Raw genomic sequence first — 21,383 nt, 5'->3', positions numbered from 1 at the left:
GTCTCCTGATCGGCAGCTCGTTCTTACGATGGAGGATTCGTCATGAAAGCATTTCGTTTCGTCTCTCTGCTTGTAGTCCTCACCATGCTCCTGGGCCTGGCGCCCGTCGGCTCTGCCTCGGTGGCGCCGGCGGCCACGCCCAACCTGCTGGTGACATTTCCCGGCGGCTACGTCAGCGCGGCCGGCCTCGGCAACGACTGGGATCCCAGTAACACCAACACGCAGGCCAGCGATGGCAATAGCGACCAGGTCTGGAAGTTCACCACCAACGCCATCCCGGCCGGCTCCTATGAGTTCAAGGCCACGGTAGGCGGCACCTGGGATGAGAACTACGGCCTGAACGGCGTACCCGGCGGTCCGAACGTCCCCTTCACCACCGTGGGCGGGGAGACCGTTCATTTCTACTATGACCGCCGCGATGGCAACATGGTGGCCAGCCGTCCCAACTACCGCATCCCTGTGATCGTCGGCAGCCTGATGGGCGTGCTCGGCGGCCAGGACTGGGCGCCAGACAACCTCGTCGGCTGGCTGAAAGACCGCGACAGCGACGGTTGGTTCGAGACGTCGTTCGACATACCGGCCGGCAGCTACGAATACAAGGTGGCGCTCAATGAGTCGTGGGATGAGAACTACGGCGCAGGCGGTGTGCCCGGCGGCCCGAACATTGGCCTGGTGGTGCCGGGAGCTGAAGGCACGCGCACGGTCGTCACCTTTGGCTACAACGACACCACGCACCAGATTCGGGACAGCATCAACAACCCGCCCGCTCCCCAGGTGGGCGATGACAACATCTGGTGGGACGGCCTGGGTCACGACAGCCGCAGCGGCCTCTACCGCGACCCCTTTGGCGCGGTGACGAAGAACAGCAATGTGACGCTGCGCTTCCGCACCTACGCCAACGACGTGCAGCGCGTCAAGGCGCGTGTGTGGGACAGCGCGCAGCAGGGCCAGACCGTCTACAACATGGCTAAAGTAGCCACGGACCCGGATGCCAACCTTTTCGGCTACGAATACTGGGAAACGACCCTCAACGTCGGTGCGAATTTGAGCATCCTCTACTACCGCTTCATCATCGAAGATGGGACGGCGGTGGTCTATTATGAGGATGACGCCGCGCGCGATGGCGGTTGGGGCCAGCCCTACAACAGTTCGCCGGACGTCTCGTGGAACATCTACGTCTACGAGCCAGGCTTCGACACACCGGCCTGGGCCAGGAATGCGATCATCTACCAGGTTTTTCCCGATCGCTTCCGCAATGGCGACGCCAGCAACGACCCAACGGCCGTGGATTGGTTCTATCCGCAGGAGCGCGGTCATCGTTTCCCGATCACGCCCTGGAACACCATCGTGCCGGACCCTGAGCCTAATGACCCAACGGCCAACCCCGACTGGTACGGCACCTACAGCAGCACCTCCTATGGCGGCGACCTGCAGGGCCTGATCAGCAAGCTGGGCTATCTGCAAAACCTGGGCGTGACGACCGTCTATCTCAATCCTATCTTCGATTCACCATCCAACCACAAGTACGACGGCCGCAGCTACCTGCGTATTGATCCGACGATGGGCGTGCTGGGCGATGACACGGCCACCCTGGCCCTCTTCGAGCAGTTGACGACGCAGGCGCACAACCGTGACATGTATATCGTGCTCGACGGCGTGCCCAACCATGTCTCTTCGGACAGCCCCTTCTTCGATCGTTTTGGCCGCCACCCTGAAGTGGGCGCCTGCGAAGATCTCAACAGCCCCTATCGCACCTGGTTCTTCTTCCAGCCCGCCAACCCGCCTGGCAGCGGCGTCTGCGCGGGTGACACCAACTACACCGGTTGGTTTGGCGTGCAGACCCTGCCGCAGATCAACACCGCACACCCCGATGTGTTGAACTACTGGTTTGGCCCCAACGGCGTCGCCACCTACTGGCTCGCCCGCGGCGCGGACGGTTGGCGCATTGACGTGGTGCCCGACATCGTCGGCGTCAACCCGACGTTCTTCGAGACCTTCCGCACGGTCGTCAAGACCAGCTACCCCGACGCGATGCTCTTCTCCGAAACCTGGGGCGAAGATGACGCCAAGTTCCGCCTGCTGGGTGATGAGTTCGACTCCACCATGAATTATCGCTTCCGCAAGGCCATGCTCGGCTTCATGCGCGACACGGTCTGGAGCGATAACGACAACAACGGCGACAACACGATCAACCCGCTGTCGCCCACGCAGTTCGACAACATGATGCGCACCATCCAGGAAGACTACCCCGCGCCCGCCTTCGAGTCGGCCATGAACCTGTTGGGCAGTCATGACACCAACCGGCCGGTGCGCGTGCTCGACCATGACGGCATCGCGGGCGGTCAGCCGGTCAACGGCTTCCAGGACGGCCGCGAGCGCCTGGCCCTGTTGGCCGTGGTGCAGATGACGGTACCGGGCGCGCCGACGATCTACTACGGCGATGAAGTCGGCCTGGCCGGCTACGGCAGCGACATCCCGCGCGATGACCCGTACAACCGCCAACCCTACCCGTGGTCCGATGAGGCCGGCTATGGCACACTGCCCGCCTGGCGTCAGGCGGACACCGACCTGCTGCAGCACTATCGCACGCTGACCAGCCTGCGTAACAGCCACAGCTTCTTGCGCACCGGTTCCTGGAACACGCTCGAGACCGACGACGCCAACAAGGTGTTGGTCTATGGCCGCCGCGACAACACCGGCGTGGCTGTGATTGCCATCAACCGCGACACCGTGGCCCATGATGTCACCCTCGATGTGGACGGTTACGTGCCCGAAGGCGCCGTGCTGGACGACGGCCTGGAGCCGGGTACCAGCCTGACCGTCGGCGCAGCTCGCACGATGACCTTCAACGTGAGCGGCATGGGCGCACGCGTCTGGGTCAGCCGGCCTGGCCTGGACATGACGCGACCCTCCGCACCCACCGGCCTGACCGCCAGCGAAGGCTCCGGCAGCGTGATCCTGAACTGGGACGCGCCCGCCGATGCCGTTGTAGCCGGCTATCATGTCTATCGCAGCGTGGTGGACGGCGGCTATGAGCAGATCAGCGCGGCGCTGGTGCTGGGCACCACCTACACCGATAACACCGTACACAACGGCCTGCAATACTACTACAACGTCAAGGCGGTAACGCCGGCGGGCCTCAAGAGCCAGGCCTCGGCGCCGGCCATGGCCATTCCGCACTACACCATTGGCTGGGCCAACCTGCAATGGCCGCCGGAGATGACGCACGTCATCAGCTTCAGCGATCGCACCGACACCGTTTACGGTCAGGCGTGGATTGATGGCGCTACCGGGCAGCCCGGCCCCACCCCAAGCCTGATGGCCGAAGTCGGCTACGGGCCGGTGGGATCGGACCCCGCCACGGGTTGGAATTGGTTCCCGATGACCTTCAACGTGGATGCGGGTAGCAACGATGAGTTCATGGGCGACATGCTGCCGCACCCCATCGGCGACTACGCCTACGCGGTGCGCTACACCACGACCAACGGCCGTGACTGGCTGTACGCTGATCGCGACGGCACCGGTAACGGTTACGATCCAAACCAGGCCGGCCTGCTGCATGTCATCAGCTCCGGCGACACGACCCCGCCCGCGGCGCCGTTGAACCTGCACGAGGTCTCGCGCTCCGCGGCCGAGATCATCATTGCCTGGGATGCCTCGCCTGATCCTGACACTGCTGCCTATGGCGTCTACCGCGAAATGCTGACCGCGGATGCGCCGACCAGCGCGGTGTTGATTGCCTATGTGCTGGCGCCCACCACCGAATACACCGACACCGATGTCGCGACTGGTCATACTTATCGCTACACGGTGACGGCCATTGACACCAGCTTCAACGAGTCGGGCTTTTCGAATAGCGTGGACATCACCGCGGAACAGCGCACGGTGCAGATCACCTGGAACCTGACCCTTCCGGCCTTCACCCCGCCGACCGATACGATCTACATCGCCGGCGATACGTCCAGCGTCTTTGGCACGCAATGGAACCCTGGTTATCTGCCTCTGACGCGCGTGGATGACACGCACTGGACCATCACACGGCCCGGTTTGGAAGGGATGCACCTGCAGTACAAGTTCACGCGTGGCTCTTGGGACACTGTGGAACGTTGGGGCACCCTGGTTGGCGTTGCCAATCGCCAAATGGACGTGGTCTTCAGCCAGGGCGGCGTGCAGACGGTCAACCTGGTTGACCTGGAGAATTGGCGCGACCTACTGGTGGTGGAGACCGGACACACGAGCGCACGGCCCAACAGCCCCGACTTCTTCACGTCGGTGTGGGCGCGCATGAACCGGCCGGTCAGCCCGGCCACCGTGGCCGCGGACACCATCACCGTCATGACAACCGGCGGTCAGTTGATTCCGGGCGCCACGGCCTACGATGACGCCACCACCACCTTCACGTTCACGCCGGTGCAGCCGTTCGGCCCTGGCACCTTCGTCGTCACGGTCAACCCCGGCAACCTGCGCGGCTCGGAGAACGACAACGTGGGCATGATGGCGCCTTACGTGTGGACCATCGCCGAACAGCCGACGGCCGTGCGCCTGAGCGGCCTGACCGCGACGGGCATCACCCCGTGGCTGTGGGCCGCGTCCGCCCTGCTGGCCGTCCTCCTGCTGATCGCCGTGACCGGCGCCCGCCGCCGCGCCCGCCTTGAGTAAATGACGCCTCACCTCACCTCACCCCCCTACCTCCCCTCTCCTCTCCGCTGTGCGGAGAGGAGAGGGGCCGGGGGTGAGGTGAGGCCTACGGATACACCCCGCGCAGCTCCAAGGCATCCGCGACGCGGTTGATGGCCAGGGTATAAGCGGCCATGCGGGTGGGCAGACTCTTCTCGCGCGATTCGTTGAGCACCGAATTGAACGAATCCACCATCAGCCGCTCCAATTGACGCTTGACATCGGCCTCGCTCCAGAAGAACGCCTGCAGACTCTGCACCCACTCGAAATAGGAAACAGTCACGCCGCCGGCATTGCACAGAATGTCGGGCACAATGAAAGTGCCGTTTCCCATGAGAATCTTGTCGGCGCCGGGCGTCGTGGGGCCGTTGGCGCCTTCGGCCAACACCTTGCAGCGGATCTTGTCTGCATTGTCTTCGGTGATTTGACCTTCCAGCGCCGCCGGAATCAGCACCGTGCAGGGCAGTTCGAGCAGCTCCGTATTGCTCACCGTGTCTGCGCCGCCAAAGTCCAGCACGCTGCCGGTTTCACGCACATGCTGCTGCAACGAAGGAATGTCCAGTCCTTTGGGATTGTGAATGCCGCCGTTGACATCGCTGACCGCAATGACCTTGGCGCCCAGCATCTGCATGTAGCGGGCCGCAATCGCGCCCACGTTGCCAAACCCCTGCACGACCGCCGTCGCGCCTTCGGCTGAGATGCGCAGGTGCTTGAGCGCCTCGCGCGCCATGAACATGACGCCCATGCCGGTGGCATCGAAGCGGCCTTGCGAGCCGCCAATCTGGATTGGCTTGCCGGTGACCACCGCCGGCACCGAGTAGCCGCGGTGCATCGAGTAGGTATCCATGATCCAGGCCATCACCTGGGGGTTGGTGCCGACATCGGGCGCCGGAATGTCGCCCTCAGGCCCCATCATGATCGAGATTTCAGTGGCATAGCGGCGGGTCAACCGGCGCAGTTCCCGCTGTGACAGCTTGCGTGGATCCACGATGACGCCGCCCTTGGCGCCGCCAAAGGGTAGGTTCATCAGCGCGCACTTCCAGGTCATCCACATGGCCAGGGCGCGTGTCTCGTCCAGGGTAAGATCGGGGTGATAGCGAATGCCGCCCTTGGTGGGGCCGCGCACGGTACTGTGGTGTACCCGGTAGCCGGTGTACATTTCGATACGACCGTCGTCCATTTCAACCGGGAAATTGACGATCAGTTCACGTTTGGATACCCGCATGAACTTGATCGTATTGGGCGAGAGATGAGGCATTTTGCTTGTTGCTTCGTCGAACTGGGCGAGAGCCACCTCGTAGGCACTGCGCCGGGGATGTCCATTCATGAGTGTCACTCCTCTTCTTTGAGATATGTCGAGATCCATTGAGACATTTCCATTGAGACATTTCCATTGAGACATTTCAATGAAATACTTCGATGCGATCACGCATCGGCCGGCTATCCGCGTTGACAGCGATTGGGCAACGGTGATTCTAATCCAGAGGTGAATAGTCGTCAAACGGAAGGTAGTTCACAGATTTGTAGATGCAAAATGCGATAGTGGGAACGATGGGGAAAAAAATGATCAGACAATTTAGTTTACATAAAACAATAGCGACCCTCTTACATCAAACAACAACGGCCCTCGCCGTGCTTCTGCTCCTGGTGCTGCCGTCATTGGCCCAGGCTGCCGACCCCGCAGCCGTCAGGGCCAGTGCGCAAGAGACGGTTGCAACAGAGCTGCCGCCTCCGCTGGCGGCTCGCAGCCCGCTGATGATCGAAGTGATGCGCGCGCGTCGGTATCCCGGCAGCGACATCCTCATCGAGCAGACCCTGGCGCCTGGCAGCAACTACAACCGCTACATCGCCGCGTATCGCTCGGAAGGGCTGAAAATCTACGCGCTGCTGACCGTTCCGCGCGGCACACGGCCGGCCGACGGCTGGCCGGTGATCGTCTTCAACCACGGCTACATTCCCCCGGAAGAGTATCGCACCACCGAACGCTATGTGGCCTACGTAGACTACTTCGCCCGCGCCGGCTACATCGTTTTTCGACCTGACTACCGCGGGCATGGCAGCTCCGAAGGCGCCGCCACCGGCGGCTACGGCTCGCCCGACTACACGGTGGATGTGCTCAACGCGGTCAGCTCGCTCAAACGTTACCCTGGCGTTGATGCCGAGCGCATCGGCATGTGGGGCCATTCGATGGGTGGACACATCACCCTGCGCGCCATGGTGACGACGGGCGACATTCGCGCCGGCGTCATCTGGGCCGGCGTGGTGGCGTCGTACGATGACCTGATGAACAACTGGCGGCGGCCGGTGCCGGTCACGGTGCCTCAGCGCGCGCGGCGTTGGCGCCAGGACCTGATCGAACGCTTTGGCACGCCGCAGGAGAACGCCGCCTTCTGGGATTCGATTTCGCCCATCAGCTACGTGGCCGACTCTTCCGGCCCCATTCAGTTGCACCACGGCACCGAGGACGAATCGGTGCCGCTGGAATTTTCCGCCAGCCTCTACGCTGCGCTGCAAAAGGCCGGGGTGCCAACCGCCTTCTATCAGTACCAGGGCGACAATCACAACATCTCCGCCAATTTCCGTGTGGCGATGCAGCGCTCGCTCGCCTTCTTCGATCAGTATGTCAAAAACTACCAACCCTTGCCGGCGGATCTGCTGCGTACACCGCGCGAGTAGCGCGGACCGTGACGCCAGCCGGTTGACGCGGCGCGCCTGGCCGTTGCCCGCAGCGTGCCGATGAACGCGCCGTCTGCCGCGCCGCGGCTGCCTGCGCTGGAACGCCTGGCGGTGCGCCTGGCCCGTTGGTTGGACGCCAGCGGCGAGGCGCCGGCTGTGACGCGTTACCTGGGCTGGGCCATGCGCCGCCTGGGGGTGCGCTCCTTGCGCGAAGGTCAGCTCGAAGTCATCCTGGCCGCGCTGCGCCGCGAGTCGGTGCTGATGGTCAGCCCCACCGGTTCTGGCAAAACCCTCTGTTTCCAGGTCCCCACGTTGCTCACGCCCGGCATGGCCTACGTCATCTCGCCCCTGCGCGCCCTCATGAGCGAACAGGCCGCGGACCTGGCGCGGCGCCAGATCGCGGCGACCTTCATCAACAGCGACCTGACGTCGGCCGAGAAGCGCCAGCGCTACCAGGCCCTGCACGATCAGCAGATCAAGTTCTTCTTCGCCACCCCGGAGCGCTTCGATGCCAGCGTGGTGGGCGACCGTGAGGCGTCCCAGGCGCTGGCTGGTCGCCCCGCCTTCCTGGTGGTGGACGAGGCGCACTGCATTGACCGCTGGGGTCGCGATTTTCGGCCCGCGTACAGCCGCCTGAACGACGTGCGCCGGCGCCTGGGCGCGCCGCCCGTGCTGGCCTTCACCGCCACGGCCGGGGTCAAAGCCCAGCGGCGCATCCTCGCCTCGCTGGGTGTGCCCCAGGCCCGCGTCGTGGTGACGGGCGTGGACCGGCCCAACATCAGCCTGCTGCGCCTGCCGCTGGAGGCCGATGGGGACCGCCTGCGCCTGGCCGCCAGCCTGCTGCGCCAGATGCCGGGCGGCCGGGCGATGATTTTTGTGCCGACGATCAAGGTGGGGCAACTCGTACAGGCTGGTTTGCAGGCGGTGGGCCTCGATCTGCCGTTCTACCATGCGCGCATGGGCAGCGGGGAGGAACGTGCGCACCTGCTGGCGCGCTTCATGGGCCGTGAACAGCCCGCGGCGCCGGCCGTCATCTGCACCAACGCCTTTGGCCTGGGGTTGGATCTGCCCGATGTGCGCCTGGTCATCCATTGGCAGCATCCGGCCTCGGTTGAGGATTACGTGCAGGAATTTGGCCGCGCCGGCCGCGACGGCAAACCGGCCGTGGCCGTGCTCTTCACGCGGCCGCGGGAGATCGGTCTGCTGCGCTTCATGGCGGAGAAAACCGTGGAACAGGCTGGGTTGGACGAACAGGCGGCCGGCGAGGCGCTGCAGATCAAGCTGGAAGCCATCGAGGATTTGCGTGCGCTGGTCAGTCAGCGCCAGCGCTGCTTTCGCCAGGGGCTGCTGGCCTACTTCCGGCCGGACGCTGCGCTGCCGGCCGCGCCGGTCTCCGCGGCGCGGCGCGTGCTGGCCTGGGTCTTCGAAGAACCGCGGCGCATCACGCCCACCCGCGTCTGCTGCGACGCCTGCAATCGCGTCACCCCGGCCAATGCAGTCGCCTGGGCCGCCCGCGCCATGCAGTGACCGGCTCGCGGCCGACCTTCAAGCGCCAACCGCCTCCTCACGGTGCAGTTCCTCGCGGATGACGCGGCCCGGAATTCAGACAGGATGCACAGGATTGACAGGATATTCGGATTTGCGCTGGTAATTTTCCGCGTCGGTCACTTCGTAGCGCAGGTTGGCGCGGAAGTCGGCCACCTGCTGCGCCCGGCCGGTGAAATCGGACTGCTGGCGTTTGCGGTGAATGTCTTGCAGGCTGGGAATGGTTGTCTTGTTGGTCATGGCGGTGATTCACTCCTTGTGCCCACCGCCGCATCCTCACGGCCTGGTTCCTCGCGGATGATGCGGCGCAGCGCTTCTTCCAGGGTGTTGCGTTTGCGCGGCGCAGGCTTGAGGCCGACGCGGAATGTGGCCCGATCCAGGTCAGCCTGCGTGATCTGGGGGTAGTCATCCCGTTCATCGAAGGTTTCGGAAGAATAGACGTTGCTCATTACTTGATTCTGCGCTCAGAAGGAGTCTGCAAAGACACCAGCCTGGGCAAGCATCTGATGCGAATGGACCTCTATTCGGTTTGTCACCGATGCGTTCAATTCGCACAATCATCACCACTTATCCAAGGCAGCCTGGGTGAAGTCAATCTCGTACATGAAGTCTATTCTACGCACTATGTCACGTTTTGACAAACATTGATGTTGCTGAGCCGTTGCCGCCGCGTCACCCTGGCCAACGCCGCCGCCTGGGCCGCCCGCGCCATGCAGTGACCGGCCAGCGGCCGACCTTCGAGTCGCTGTCCGCTTCATCGAGCAGCAGTTTGAGCACGAAGCTTGCGTCAACGCAGATCAACCGGCTCATCGCTGCGCTCCTCTCTGAGCTGGGCAGGATCTCGCCGGAGTCGGGCAGGGGGATGCCGCCGCGTGGGACCTGCGCGGCCCCTGAAGTCTGTGCACTAGCGAGGGCATCGGTCAAGAAACAGCACTGAAAGGCTCTGCCATTCGTGTAAATTCGTGTCATTCGTGGCTAAAGTCATCCGTACTGCGGAAGGACACGAATGGAGCGGCGCCGCGTGAGGTGCTTCGCCCGCGCTTACAGGTCGTTGCCTGAATAGGACTGGTTGAACGATTTGTTGCAGAGGGGGAAGTCGGGCACGATGTTGTTGAGCAGGGCGAAGGAGAGCGCGGGCCAGTTGACGAAGGAGGGGTCCCTGACTTTGACGCGGTAGAGCTTGCCGCCGGCGTCGGCCATGACCCAATGCAGGATGGCGCCGCGCCAACCCTCCACCAGGCCGAAGGCCGGCTCCCACGCGGGCAGCGCGCCGAGCGGCGCGGTCAGCGGCCCGGGCGGGAGCGCGGTCAGCGCCTGCTGGATGAGCCGTACGGCCGCTCGCACCTCTTCCACGCGCGCCATCGTGCGCGCATGCACATCCCCCGCAGTATAGACCGGCGCCGCGAAGCTGAGTTCACCGTAGGCGGCGAAGGGATGATCGCGCCGCGCGTCTATGTCCAGGTTGGAGGCGCGTGCGACATAGCCCAGGACGCCGTGGTCCGCGGCGGTGGCCTGGGTCAGACGCCCGGCGCCGTCCAGCCGGTCGCGCACCATCGAATTGTCCAGGCTGATGGCAACCACCTCGTTGAAATCGGCCAGGACAGCAGCCAGTTCGGCCGCCAGATTCAGATCGGCGGGCAGGTCGTGACCGACGCCGCCGGGCACGATGCCCCCGCGCAGCAGGCGATTGCCGGTCAGCCGCTTGTTCAGCCGCAGCAGCCGCTCGCGGATGCGGAAGCACTGGGAATGGGCAAAGGCGAAGCCGGTGTCGTTACAGATGGCGCCAAAATCGGCCACATGGTTGTAGAGCCGCTCCATTTCCAGCAGGACCACACGCAGGTAACGGGCGCGCGGCGGCGCCTCACAGCCAGCCAGCGCCTCCACGGCCTGACAATAGGCCAGCGAGTGGCCGATGGTCGTGTCGCCGGAGATGCGCTCGGCCAGTTCCACGCCCTGTTCCGGCGTGCGACCCTCGAAGAGTTTTTCCGTACCCTTGTGCGTGAAATAGAGGCGGATCTTCAGGTCAATCACCGTTTCGCCCACCACGCTGAAGCGAAAATGGCCCGGTTCGATGATGCCGGCATGCACAGGCCCCACCGGAATCTCGTAGACCCCTTCGCCGCCCACCGGCAGGAAGGGAAAGCCGGCGCCATCATCGTGAAAGTCGGCCGGCGGCGTCGCGTCCTTGCGCAGGGGGTGATAGCTCTCCGGCCAAAATCCGTGCCGCACCAGGGGCCGGCGGTCCGGTTGACCGACCGCCTCGATGCCGAAGAGGTCTTTGATCTCGCGCTCGAAGCGTGAGGCCGGATAGTAGAAGGTTGCCAGGGAGGGGATGGTGGGATCGTCTGGCGGCAGCCGCGTGGTGGCGTGCAAGAACCAGTTGTGACGGTCGTTGACAAACAGGTAATGTACTTCCAGCTTGTCCAGGTCGGCGCTGCGGTCGTTGGCAACCATCAGCGCCAGTTCGGTCTGAAAATCGGCGCGCAGCAGTTGGGCCAGGGACGGGGCCGCGCCGCGCTCGATCTGACAGTGGAGTTCATTGCCCCGCCGGATGTGCAGGGCGATGACCCGCTCAGCGAACGCCGCGGTCAGAACAGATTGAAGACGAGCAAAATCAGTCATAGGATTCACCGATCAGGGCGCAATAATTTGCACGCTTTGCTTGAGCAGCGTTGCCAGGGGCGCGGGCAGCGTCAGGCCGAGCGTGACCAGGAAGATCACGCTGAGCACCAGCAGCGCGGTGCGCCAACTGGCGCGCTCTCCCAGGCTGACCGCGGCGGGCGGCGCGCCGTAGAGCATGCGGTTGAGGTGGGAGATGAACGAGGCAAAGATGATGGCCAGCAGCGCCAGGACGCCGCCCATCAGCCAGGGCTGACCCTGGGCAAAGCCGGCGCGTATCAGCGCGTATTCACTGATGAAGATGCCGCCGGGCGGCAGTCCGATCAGAATCAGCAGGCCGGCGGCAAAGAGCGCGCCGGTCCAGGGCAGCGCTTTGAGCAGGCCGTGCGTGTTGGCGATCAGGGGCGAAACGAATCTTTGTTCGATGGTGTCCACGAGCAGGAACATGAGCGATTTTGCCGCGGTGTGGTTGACCAGGTGCAGCAGGGCTGCCCAGGCGCCCAACGGCCCCAATCCCAGGCCCAGGCAGATCAAGCCGGTGTGTTCGATGCTCGAATAGGCCAGCATACGTTTGTAATTGGTGGTCAGCACGACGCTGAAAGCTGCGATCAGCAGGGAGAGCACGCCGAGCGCGATGAGCAGGTTGTCGGTGAAGCCGCTGCCCAGGGTGATGTCGGCCACAGCCTTCCAGCGCACAATCGCCAGCATGGCGACGGCGAAGAGCGCCGAGGACATCAGGGCGGTGAGGGGCGGGGGCGCTTCGCCGTAGGCGTCTGGCTTCCAGGTGTGCATGGGGGCAATGCCGGCCTTGGCGCCGTAGCCTACGAGCAGGAAGACGAAGGCGATCTGCATCACTTCACGGTGCAGGACCGGCGCCATCGTGAGCAGCACATCCCAGTTGAGGGCATTTTCGATGCGCCCGGAGAGGGCCACGAAATCGAAATAGGCCAGCACCGTGCCGGCAAAGGCCAGCGCAATGCCCACCGAGCTGAGCAGGATATATTTCCACGAGGCTTCGACCGACGCCTTGCTCAACCTGAGCGGGATGAGGAACGCGGAGAAGATGGTGGTGGCCTCGATGGCAATCCACATCACCCCTACGTTGTTGGCCGCGACCGCCAGCAGCATCATGGCAATGAACAGGTTGACGAAGATCTGATAACGACGCAACTGAGCGTCGTCGAAGCGCGCGGCGCCGCCCACGCCAGGACTGAGCCAGAGCGTCAGCGCGGCAACGGCGGCGACGCACACCATAATCAGGGCCGCCAGGCTATCCGCGCGCAGCACTTCAGCCAGCGCGAGCGGGCCGAGAGCGATGCCCCACACCGGCGCCTCGTGACCGGCAATGGCCTGGCTGGCGAAGATGAGCGCCGCGGCCAGGGGCAATAACGACAGGCAGGCATTGACCCATCCGACCCACGAGCGATAGGGGCGAACAACCGCGGCCAGCAGGGCGGCCAGCAAGGGTGGAAGCAAGAGCAAAAAGAAGGTCATGTGCAATCTCTTGTCGTGCAAAGGAAACTTCCGCAGTCTTCAGGGCCTCAGAAGTCTGTCAACTCAGTGTCTGAGTTCGCTCAATTGGTCCACGTCAATCGAGTCGAAGGTGCCGTGAATGTGATAGACGAAGACCTGCATCACCAGGAAGCCCATCAGCACATCCAGGAACACGCCCAGCTCGACAATCAGGGGGATGCCATAGGTGCCCAGCGCAGCCAGCAGCGCGATGCCATTCTCCAGCACCAGGAAGCCGACGATTTGGGTGAGGGCCTTTTTGCGGGTGACGACCACGAACAGGCCGACGAAGATCAGGCCCATGGCCAGGGGCATGGCCCCGCGCGTGGGCAGTGTGCTGACCGCGACGAGGGGCCGCGTGATGGCATAGGCCAGCAGCACCAGGATGCCGGCCAGGATCAGCGACGTTGCCACGTTGATGTAAGGCTGATTCTCCCCTTCCGCGCCGAACCGCTGCTGCAAACGCCCCAGGTAGAGCGGCAGGACGATGACTTTGAGGACCACGAAGAACGCGGCCACGAAGATCAACTCGGGATCACCGTCGAAAACGCCGATCGCGACGAAGATGGCTGCCAGCACAGCCGACTGCCAGCGAAAGGCAGAGACGTAGGCTTGCAGGCTGCGCCGCCACAGGAGCATGATGCCAAAGAGCAGGGCCACGCTCGAACCCAGGGTTGTCACTTGAGTCACTAAGGCAGCGTTCATAGTTCGTCTTTCATGGGCAGGCAGCTCATTTCAACAGGAATGATGAGGTGACGGCCAGCAGCGCCAGCACGAATGACATGCTGAGCAGCTCTGGCACGCGGAACAGGCGCAGCTTGGCGACCCGTGTTTCGACGACGGCCACGACCGCGCCCAGGATCGCGAGCTTGACCAACAGGGTCACGAGCGCAATCGCCAGCGCGGCCGGGGTGAGCGTGGTGGCGACGCCCCAGGGGACAAAGAGATTAGCCAGCAGGGCAAAGAAGACCGTCAGTTTGAGCCACGATGCCCACTCGATCAGCGCCAGGTAGCGGCCCGAATACTCCAGGATCATGGCCTCGTGAATCATCGTCAGTTCCAGGTGGGTGGCGGGGTTGTCCACCGGCAGCCGTCCGGTCTCGGCCAGGGTGACGATGAAGAGCGCGGTGAAGGCCAGCAGATGGCCGGGGCTGATGGCGACGTCGGGATGGGCCAGGGTCTCGGTGACGATGCGCCCCAGGTTGGTGGAACCGGCGCCCAGGGCCAGGCCGAAGATCGAGAGGGCAATGGTCGGTTCGGCAATGGCCGCGACGGTCATTTCACGGCTGGCGCCCATGCCGCCAAACGCGGTGCCCGGATCGAGACCGGCCAGCGCCAGGAAGAAGGTGCCCAGCAGCAGCAGGTAGACCACCACGAGCAGGTCGCCCAGCGCGTCGAAGGGTAGCGGCGCCGCGATGAGCGGAATCAGGCAGGTCACAGCCACGGTGCTGCCAAAGACGATGTACGGCGCAAAGCGAAAGAGCCACGAGGCGTTGTGCGACATGACCACTTCTTTGCCAAAGAGTTTCCTCAGCTCGAAGTAGGGCTGCCAGGGCGCTGCCCCGCGGCGGTTTTGCAGCCGCGCTTTCAGCCAGCGCACGAAGCCCACCAACCCAGGCGCCAGCAGCAGCGCCAGGAGCACTTGAAATCCTTCCAAGAGATATGCGGTCATCAGAACCACCTAACGGCCAGCAGCAGGACCATGAGCACGACGGCGATGTAGGCCAGGTAGAGATGCAGCGACCCGGCTTGCAGCTTGCGCACCTGGCGGGCGAGGCCGCGGATCAGGCGCAGCAGCGGGTCGTACAGCCACTGCTCGAAGAGCGGGGTGATGTCGCTCCGGTAGGCGATGGCCTGCACGAAATACTTCGACTCCGGATGGGTGTCAATGGTCAGTTCCCTGGTGGGGCGATACAGCTCCGCGAAGACGCGGCGCAGCGGTTCGGCAAAGGCGGTGGCGGTGTATTCCATGCGCGGCGTCTGGCCGATGCGGCCGCAGCCCCAGGTGTCGGCCAGGCGCAGCCGGCCGTTGACGCGCAGGAGGCGCAGCAGAAGCGGCGTCAGCCCCAGGATGACCAGCAGCCCTAACGCCAGCAGGGTGGGAGAGACGCTGCCGAAGCCGCCAGGCGCCTGTACGGTCAGGCCGAGGGTGAAGGTTGTTTCGGTCGCGGGCAGGCCGGCCAGGCCGGTCAGGGCGCGTCCCAGCAGGGGCACTACAGCAAAGGGCGCCAGGCCCAGGGCAATGCAGGCAACGGCCAGGATCGCCATGCCGGCCAGCATGGTGGCCGGGGCTTCATGCGCATGTTCGGCTTCCTGCGAACGCGGGATCGCCAGGAAGCTGATGCCGAACGCCTTGACGAAGCAGGCCGCGGCCAGGCCGCTCGTCAGCGCCAACATGCCGACGGTCACAGGAACCAGCGCCGCCACTTCGGGCACGGGGAGGTTGAAACCGCCCAGCAGCGCCTGGAAGACCAGCCACTCCGAGACAAAGCCGTTGAGGGGCGGCAGCGCGGAGATGGCGACCGCGCCGATCAGGAAAAAGAGGGCGGTCCAGGGCATGCGCTTGATGAGACCGCCCATTTCTTCCATGTTGCGCGTGTGGGTGGCGTGCAGCACCGCGCCTGCGCCCAGGAAGAGCAGCCCTTTGAAGCTGGCGTGATTGATCGTGTGGTACAGCCCGCCGATGAATCCCAGCACGGCCAGGGTCATCATGCCGTAGCTGTGAAAGACCAGCCCGGCGCCGACGCCGATCAGGATGATGCCGATGTTTTCGACCGAGTGGTAGGCCAGGAGGCGTTTCAGGTCGTGCTCCATCAGCGCGTAGAGCACGCCGAGCAGCGCGGAGATTGCGCCGAGCGCCAGGACGAGCGCGCCCCACCAGGCCGGCCCGCCGCCCAACAGATCGAGCGCCATGCGCAGCAGGCCGTAGATGCCCAGTTTGATCATGACGCCCGACATCAGCGCCGACACATGGCTGGGCGCAGCGGGGTGGGCGCGCGGCAGCCAGACGTGCAGGGGAATGACGCCAGCCTTGGAGCCAAAGCCGAGCAAGGCCAGCAGGAAGATCACGTTGCGCGTGGTGGCCGGCAGGGCGGCCGCGGCGCTGCGCAGTTCGGCAAATGAGCCGCTGCCGCCCGCTCCCAGCAGGACGAACGCGGCCAGCAGCAGCGCCAGCCCGGTATGGGTCATGACCGCGTACCACACCCCGGCCTGCGCGGTGCTGCCGTCGGCAGCGGGCGCATTGGCTTCGGTCAGCACCAGGAAGTAGGAGGTGAGCGACATGCCTTCCCACATGAAGAGGAAAGTGAGGATGTTGTCGGCCAGGGTGACCAGGCTCATGGTCAGCAGGAACAGGTTGAACATGACGCCCAGGCCGGGCAGGGAGGCGCGGCCATCCGCGTAGATGGCCGTGTAGCCCACGCCGTAGAGCGCGGCCGGCACGGCGCCCAGGCCGATCACCAGCAGGAAGACGGCGCCCAGGGGATCGAGGCGCAGCGCCAGCCCGCCGGCCAGCGGCAGCAGATTGGGAAACACCTGCGTAAACGACGTTCCGCTCAGCAGCACTTGGCCGCCCAGGGCGATGCCCGCACCCCCGCCGATCATGGCTCCCAACGCGGTGAGCCAGCGCCCACTTGCGCTGCGACCACTGACCGCGGCGCTCAGCGCGCCGAACGCGTACCCACCCAGCATGAGAAAGAAAAAGGTTTGCATCATGGTTTGCCCAAGGAGTGAGAGGTAGAAATCAACGCGGCGGCATCCGGTTCAGCGCGGTCAAGATGCCGGCCAGGATGTCGGCGGGTTCGGGCGGACAACCGGGCACGAAGACATTCACAGGGATCACCTGGTCCACGCTGCCGGTCACCGCGTAGCTGCCGGCAAAGACGCCGCAGGTCTGGCTGCAGTCGCCCACGGCCACGACCAGCTTGGGGTCAGGCGTGGCCTCGTAGGTCTTGCGCAGGGGCACTTCCATGTTGCGGGTGACCGGACCCGTGACCAGCAGCAGGTCGGCGTGGCGCGGAGAGGCCACGAAGTGAATCCCAAAGCGCTCGCTGTCATACACCGGACTGGTCAGGCCGCTGATTTCGATTTCGCAGCCGTTGCACGAGCCGGCATCCACCTCGCGCACCGCCAGCGCACGGCCGAACAGCCGCTGCGCCTGGACGCTGACGGCCTTGACCAATTGCACGACTTCGTCTGCATCAGGGCCAAGCGGCTCCGTGACGATTCCTGTCTGAAAGATCTTACGAAAAAGACTGGGCATGACTGACTTACGCCTCTTCTCCCAACTGTTCCAACATGGAACGGGTGTCAATCAGGTGATTGTTGCATTCTATGTACAGATTTGATTGTGTCAAGCTGATAACCGCACCTCTAGCTGCACAAGATCAATGACTGCTCCAACTTGGATCAAAAAACTCAACCGCTCTCCGAATTCCAAGCCAGTGACGTTCTGGGATATCAAGTACGGCCCGATTGGTATGGAAGACATACAACTCGCGCTGTGGGGCTTCACGATGCAGTTGGAGATAGCTTCGCAGCGCTGCTGGCGAATCAGGAAACGCGCTGATAACCGCCAACTGGTCCAAGATGCGCCTATTTGCCTCTGAATGAGCCTTGATCGCTTCGACGAGCAGCCACTGATGTGGGTAGTAATCACGAATCTCTTGCCACTTCATTTTGATTTCTCTCGACTCCTCTCGACTCCTCCGCTGTGACAGGTCTGCATTGACACGGTCAACCGTCAACCGAGTTGCCTGCTGTATCCGAGAATGCAACTCGAATCATGTCCCCGTCACTGCCCGCAGTCTACTCTCATCCTAATCGGTTGTCAACTGACGCCGACTGCCGGGAGCATAGGGCAGTTTTCGCAATTGACAAGCGGGTATACCTGTGCTAAACTTGACTCACTGCAAAACGCAAGGGCGATGCAGGCAAATCGAGCAAAGGATTGAGACGCGCATGATGCTTCAGATTCCCTCCCCTAGGAGCCCACAGAGGTTGTAGCCGGACGTTAAAGTCTGGGTCAGCGCGTTTTGGGCCACTCCCAGGGTGGGGATCAACAGTGTGTCACGGTCAAACGAGAGCTCTCCAGGCGGAGAGCTTTTTTGTTGCCCAAAACCAGGGGTATGACAAGCGAGTGAGCGTAAGGACAAGGCCAGGATGATTCGAGTGGGCATTGCCGGTGCGACCGGCTATACAGGATACGAGTTGGTGCAGATTTTGCGCCGCCATCCGCAGGTGCAGTTGGCGTGGCTGACGTCGGAGTCGAGCGCGGGCGGCCGCCTGAGCAGCGTCTTCCCCTGCCCGTGGGACGATGAACTGCTGCCGCTGGAGCAGGCGCTGCGCCAGCGACTCGACGAGGTGGATGTGGTGTTCTTGTGCCTGCCCCACGCGGCTTCGATGGAGGCGGTGGCGCAGGTGATTGCCGCGGGCGTCAAGGCCATTGACCTGAGCGCCGATTTTCGCCTGCAGGACGCGGCCGTGTACCAGCGCTGGTACGCCCATCCCCACACCCAGGCGCAGCTCCTGGCCGAGGCGGTCTACGGCCTGCCGGAACTCTACCGGGACGCGGTGGCCGCGGCGCGACTGGTCGCCAATCCCGGCTGTTATCCTACCAGCGTGATCCTGGCCCTCGCACCCCTGGCGCGCGCGGGCCTGTTGACCGGGCGGGTGATCGCGGACTGCAAGTCGGGCGTCAGCGGCGCGGGACGCGGGCTGCGCTTGAGCAGCCATTTTGTGGAAGCCAACGAGAATTTTGCGCCCTACAGCATCGGCCGCCAGCATCGCCATCTGCCCGAAATGGAGGAGCAACTGACGGTGCAAGCTCGCCCGGCTGCGGCCGCGTTCCAGGTGATCTTTTCGCCGCACCTGCTGCCGGTCAATCGAGGCATTCTGAGCACGATGTACGTGGAACTGCCGGAAAAGATCAGCGGCGAGGCGCTGCTCGGCCTTTATCGCGACACGTACCAGGGCGAGCCGTTCATCCACCTGCTGGGCTTGAACCAGGTGGCGACCCTGCGCCACACCGTCAACAGCAACCGCTGCGCGCTTGGCCTCAGCCCGCAGGCCGACAATCTGCTGATTGTGACCAGCAGTATTGACAACCTGCTCAAGGGCGCCAGCGGCCAGGCGGTGCAAAACATGAATGCCATGTGGGGCCTGCCGGAGACAACGGCGCTACTGTAAGTGCAAAGTGCAGAATACAAAGTGCAAAGTGCGCCGATATGCTTTGTATTTTGCACTTTGCACTGGCCGTTCAGTGTTCGAACTTTTTTGGGAGAGGGGCGGCTCATGAGTACACAAAAGCCGGTGGTGGTCATCAAGATCGGCGGCAATGAGATTGACGATGCGGCGTTCCTGGGCCGGTTCGTCGCCGCGGTGCAAGCGGTGCAGGCGGACTGCCAGCCGGTGATCGTGCATGGCGGCGGCAAGGAGATTGCAGACCTGCATCAGCGCCTGCAGGTGCCGTTCGAGATGGTGCAGGGGGTGCGCGTGACCAGCGCGGAGAGTCTGCGCCTGGTGGAAATGGTGCTGAGCGGCCTGGTCAACACGCGCGTCGTGCGCTGGCTGGTCAACCGCGGGGTCGAGGCCATCGGCCTGACCGGCGTGGATGCGGGCCTGGTGCAGGTGACGCGCTGGCAGCCGGACGGCCTGGACTTGGGCTACGTGGGCAAGGTGACGGCCGTGCGCGTCGCGCCCCTGCAGCGCCTGCTGGCCCAGGGCTTCGTGCCGGTCATTTCTCCAGTTTCCCTGGGCGAAGACGGCCAGACCTACAACGTCAACGCGGATCATGTGGCGGCGGCGCTGGCGCACGGCCTGCAGGCCAGCCGGCTGGTCTTCGTGACCAACGTGCCCGGCGTACTGGTGGCCGGACGTGTCGTGCGGGTGTTGACCATCGGTCAGGTCGAGGAAATGATTGGCGAAGGCATCATCACCGGCGGCATGATCCCCAAAGTGCGCAGCGCCGCCGAAGCCGTCGTCGCCGGCGTCTATCAGGCCGTCATCACCGACCTGGATGGCCTGGCCCGGACCGGCGGCACCGCGATTGTGAAATGAGGGGGTTTCATGGACGACATCATTCAGACCGAACACGATTATTTGTTGCAGGTTTATGCCCGGCCCGACATCGTTTTCACGGGCGGACAAGGCTCCACGCTCTACGACAGCCGCGGCAACGCGTACCTGGACTGCGTGGCGGGCATTGCGGTCAACGCGCTGGGCTATGCGGACCCGGAACTGACCGCGGTGGCGCAGCAGGCCGCGGGCGGGCTGTGGCATGTCAGCAACCTGTATCACACCGCGCCGGTCGCACGCCTGGCGAAGCTGTTGGTCGAAACCAGTGGTTTTGCGCAGCGCGTGCATTTCAGCCTGTGCGGCGCCAGCGCCAACGAAGGCGCGTTCAAGTTTGCCCGCAAGGTTGCGCGCACGCGGCATGGCGAGGGCAAGTTTCACATCGTCTCCTTCAGCAACGCGTTCCACGGCCGCCTGTTCGGCTCATTGGCCGCCACGCCCCGCCCCAAGTATCAGCAGGCCTTCGAGCCGCTGATGCCCGGCGTGCGCGTGGCCGAGTTCAACAACCTTGCCAGCGCGGCCGCGGCCATTCAGGATGACGTGTGCGCGGTGATCGTGGAGCCGCTGCAAGGGGAGGGCGGCATTCATTCCGCGACGCCTGAATTCCTGCAAGGACTGCGTGACCTATGCAACGCGCACGATGCGCTGCTGATCTTCGACGAGGTGCAGTGCGGATTGGGCCGCACCGGCACGCTGTGGGCCTGGCATGACAGCGGCGTGGCGCCCGACCTGCTGACCAGCGCCAAGCCGTTGGCTGGCGGCCTGCCCATGGGCGCGATCCTGATGACCCAGCGCGTGGCGGACGTGATGGCCGTGGGCGATCATGCCAGCACCTTTGCCGGCGGGCCGTTCGTGGCGACCGTGGCCGAGGCGGTGGTGCGCCGCATCAGTCAACCGGCCTTCCTGGCCGAGGTGCGGCGCAAGGGTGAGGTTCTCAAGGAGCGGCTGGAGGAGATCAACTCGCCGCACGTGCTGGATGTGCGCGGCCGGGGCCTTTTGCTCGGCTTGCAGCTCGACATCCCGGCCGGCGATGTCGTCAAGGCCGGTTTCGCGCACGGCCTGGTGCTGGTCAACGCCGGGCCGGATGTGCTGCGTCTGGCGCCGCCGCTGGTCATCACCGACGCCGAGCTAGACACCGTGGTCGAGCGCCTGGACGCGATTCTGAAGACATGGTAGCGGCGGAACGCCCCTTCGTCCCGAATTCATTCGGCGGAGATCGGTCGGCGCAGGCCGACCTGGCGGCGGAACGCCCATTAGCCCCGAATTCATTCGGGGTTAGAATG

At 64.1% G+C, this 21,383-nt stretch carries 17 protein-coding genes; 6 read left to right on the top strand and 11 right to left on the bottom strand.

The window, feature by feature from the left end; translation table 11 throughout:
* Positions 1-42 precede the first annotated feature (42 nt).
* Positions 43-4,659 (top strand): alpha-amylase family glycosyl hydrolase, encoded by a 4,617-nt coding sequence (locus tag IPF85_RS27625; protein ID WP_343411268.1) that lies wholly within the window; start codon positions 43-45, stop codon positions 4,657-4,659.
* Between the two features lie 85 nt (positions 4,660-4,744).
* Here the strand turns inward: IPF85_RS27625 and IPF85_RS27620 are convergent, their stop codons facing one another.
* Positions 4,745-6,004, bottom strand: coding sequence for a Glu/Leu/Phe/Val dehydrogenase (locus IPF85_RS27620; RefSeq protein WP_343411267.1), 1,260 nt, complete (start codon positions 6,002-6,004; stop codon positions 4,745-4,747).
* Positions 6,005-6,309: 305 nt separating this feature from the next.
* Here IPF85_RS27620 and IPF85_RS27615 point away from each other — a divergent pair, with 305 nt between their 5' ends.
* On the top strand, positions 6,310-7,353 hold the full coding sequence (locus IPF85_RS27615; protein WP_343411266.1) for an alpha/beta fold hydrolase: 1,044 nt from the start codon (positions 6,310-6,312) through the stop codon (positions 7,351-7,353).
* Between the two features lie 60 nt (positions 7,354-7,413).
* The gene (locus tag IPF85_RS27610; RefSeq protein WP_343411265.1) at positions 7,414-8,880 is read left to right on the top strand and encodes a RecQ family ATP-dependent DNA helicase; all 1,467 of its coding nucleotides are present in this window, start codon (positions 7,414-7,416) and stop codon (positions 8,878-8,880) included.
* A 75-nt stretch (positions 8,881-8,955) separates the two neighbouring features.
* Here IPF85_RS27610 and IPF85_RS27605 read toward each other — a convergent pair whose 3' ends face one another.
* The 10 genes from IPF85_RS27605 to IPF85_RS27560 form a co-directional block, all read right to left on the bottom strand.
* Positions 8,956-9,138, bottom strand: a complete 183-nt coding sequence (locus tag IPF85_RS27605) for a hypothetical protein (RefSeq protein ID WP_343411264.1) — start codon at positions 9,136-9,138, stop codon at positions 8,956-8,958.
* Positions 9,135-9,347: a hypothetical protein gene (locus tag IPF85_RS27600; RefSeq protein WP_343411263.1), complete on the bottom strand. Its 213-nt coding sequence runs from the start codon at positions 9,345-9,347 to the stop codon at positions 9,135-9,137. Before IPF85_RS27600 ends, IPF85_RS27605 begins: the two co-directional genes overlap by 4 nt.
* Before the next feature lie 223 nt (positions 9,348-9,570).
* On the bottom strand, positions 9,571-9,708 hold the full coding sequence (locus tag IPF85_RS27595; RefSeq protein ID WP_343411262.1) for a hypothetical protein: 138 nt from the start codon (positions 9,706-9,708) through the stop codon (positions 9,571-9,573).
* Between the two features lie 231 nt (positions 9,709-9,939).
* Positions 9,940-11,520: an NADH-quinone oxidoreductase subunit C gene (locus tag IPF85_RS27590; RefSeq protein ID WP_343411261.1), complete on the bottom strand. Its 1,581-nt coding sequence runs from the start codon at positions 11,518-11,520 to the stop codon at positions 9,940-9,942.
* A 12-nt stretch (positions 11,521-11,532) separates the two neighbouring features.
* Positions 11,533-13,011: a proton-conducting transporter membrane subunit gene (locus IPF85_RS27585; RefSeq protein ID WP_343411260.1), complete on the bottom strand. Its 1,479-nt coding sequence runs from the start codon at positions 13,009-13,011 to the stop codon at positions 11,533-11,535.
* A gap of 63 nt (positions 13,012-13,074) precedes the next feature.
* A complete protein-coding gene (locus IPF85_RS27580) occupies positions 13,075-13,734 on the bottom strand; it encodes a hypothetical protein (RefSeq protein ID WP_343411259.1) in 660 nt (219 codons plus the stop codon).
* A gap of 25 nt (positions 13,735-13,759) precedes the next feature.
* Positions 13,760-14,701 carry an NADH-quinone oxidoreductase subunit H gene (locus tag IPF85_RS27575; RefSeq protein WP_343411258.1) on the bottom strand — a complete coding sequence of 314 codons (942 nt, stop codon included), beginning with the start codon at positions 14,699-14,701 and terminating at the stop codon, positions 13,760-13,762.
* Positions 14,701-16,743, bottom strand: a complete 2,043-nt coding sequence (hyfB, locus tag IPF85_RS27570; protein ID WP_343411257.1) for a hydrogenase 4 subunit B — start codon at positions 16,741-16,743, stop codon at positions 14,701-14,703. The genes IPF85_RS27575 and hyfB overlap by 1 nt, the downstream gene beginning before the upstream one ends.
* 28 nt (positions 16,744-16,771) lie before the next feature.
* Complete coding sequence (locus tag IPF85_RS27565; RefSeq protein WP_343411256.1) at positions 16,772-17,290, bottom strand: NADH-quinone oxidoreductase subunit B family protein; 519 nt, start codon at positions 17,288-17,290, stop codon at positions 16,772-16,774.
* 124 nt (positions 17,291-17,414) lie between these two features.
* On the bottom strand, positions 17,415-17,705 hold the full coding sequence (locus IPF85_RS27560; protein ID WP_343411255.1) for a hypothetical protein: 291 nt from the start codon (positions 17,703-17,705) through the stop codon (positions 17,415-17,417).
* Positions 17,706-18,189: 484 nt separating this feature from the next.
* Between IPF85_RS27560 and argC the strand changes: the two genes are divergently transcribed.
* The 3 genes from argC (at position 18,190) to IPF85_RS27545 (ending at position 21,276) form a co-directional block, all read left to right on the top strand.
* Positions 18,190-19,215 carry an N-acetyl-gamma-glutamyl-phosphate reductase gene (argC, locus tag IPF85_RS27555; protein ID WP_343411254.1) on the top strand — a complete coding sequence of 342 codons (1,026 nt, stop codon included), beginning with the start codon at positions 18,190-18,192 and terminating at the stop codon, positions 19,213-19,215.
* 105 nt (positions 19,216-19,320) lie between these two features.
* Complete coding sequence (gene argB / locus IPF85_RS27550) at positions 19,321-20,085, top strand: acetylglutamate kinase (protein ID WP_343411253.1); 765 nt, start codon at positions 19,321-19,323, stop codon at positions 20,083-20,085.
* Between the two features lie 9 nt (positions 20,086-20,094).
* Positions 20,095-21,276, top strand: coding sequence for an acetylornithine/succinylornithine family transaminase (locus IPF85_RS27545; RefSeq protein ID WP_343411252.1), 1,182 nt, complete (start codon positions 20,095-20,097; stop codon positions 21,274-21,276).
* Positions 21,277-21,383: the final 107 nt, after the last annotated feature.

It is taken from the genome of Candidatus Amarolinea dominans, assembly GCF_016704685.1.
Lineage (GTDB): Bacteria > Chloroflexota > Anaerolineae > SSC4 > Amarolineaceae > Amarolinea > Amarolinea dominans.
This window is presented reverse-complemented; position numbering and strand designations above follow the sequence as displayed.

Excerpts from the sequence above, each read along its gene's own strand:
- IPF85_RS27600 (WP_343411263.1), bottom strand. The coding sequence starts at position 9,347 with ATGAGCAACGTCTATTCTTCCGAAACCTTCGATGAACGGGATGACTAC.
- IPF85_RS27575 (WP_343411258.1), bottom strand. The coding sequence starts at position 14,701 with ATGACCGCATATCTCTTGGAAGGATTTCAAGTGCTCCTGGCGCTGCTG.
- IPF85_RS27625 (WP_343411268.1), top strand. The coding sequence starts at position 43 with ATGAAAGCATTTCGTTTCGTCTCTCTGCTTGTAGTCCTCACCATGCTC.
- hyfB (WP_343411257.1), bottom strand. The coding sequence starts at position 16,743 with ATGATGCAAACCTTTTTCTTTCTCATGCTGGGTGGGTACGCGTTCGGC.
- IPF85_RS27605 (WP_343411264.1), bottom strand. The coding sequence starts at position 9,138 with ATGACCAACAAGACAACCATTCCCAGCCTGCAAGACATTCACCGCAAA.
- IPF85_RS27560 (WP_343411255.1), bottom strand. The coding sequence starts at position 17,705 with ATGAAGTGGCAAGAGATTCGTGATTACTACCCACATCAGTGGCTGCTC.
- IPF85_RS27620 (WP_343411267.1), bottom strand. The coding sequence starts at position 6,004 with ATGAATGGACATCCCCGGCGCAGTGCCTACGAGGTGGCTCTCGCCCAG.
- IPF85_RS27585 (WP_343411260.1), bottom strand. The coding sequence starts at position 13,011 with ATGACCTTCTTTTTGCTCTTGCTTCCACCCTTGCTGGCCGCCCTGCTG.
- argB (WP_343411253.1), top strand. The coding sequence starts at position 19,321 with ATGAGTACACAAAAGCCGGTGGTGGTCATCAAGATCGGCGGCAATGAG.
- IPF85_RS27580 (WP_343411259.1), bottom strand. The coding sequence starts at position 13,734 with ATGAACGCTGCCTTAGTGACTCAAGTGACAACCCTGGGTTCGAGCGTG.
- IPF85_RS27590 (WP_343411261.1), bottom strand. The coding sequence starts at position 11,520 with ATGACTGATTTTGCTCGTCTTCAATCTGTTCTGACCGCGGCGTTCGCT.
- IPF85_RS27565 (WP_343411256.1), bottom strand. The coding sequence starts at position 17,290 with ATGCCCAGTCTTTTTCGTAAGATCTTTCAGACAGGAATCGTCACGGAG.
- argC (WP_343411254.1), top strand. The coding sequence starts at position 18,190 with ATGATTCGAGTGGGCATTGCCGGTGCGACCGGCTATACAGGATACGAG.
- IPF85_RS27595 (WP_343411262.1), bottom strand. The coding sequence starts at position 9,708 with ATGAGCCGGTTGATCTGCGTTGACGCAAGCTTCGTGCTCAAACTGCTG.
- IPF85_RS27610 (WP_343411265.1), top strand. The coding sequence starts at position 7,414 with ATGAACGCGCCGTCTGCCGCGCCGCGGCTGCCTGCGCTGGAACGCCTG.
- IPF85_RS27545 (WP_343411252.1), top strand. The coding sequence starts at position 20,095 with ATGGACGACATCATTCAGACCGAACACGATTATTTGTTGCAGGTTTAT.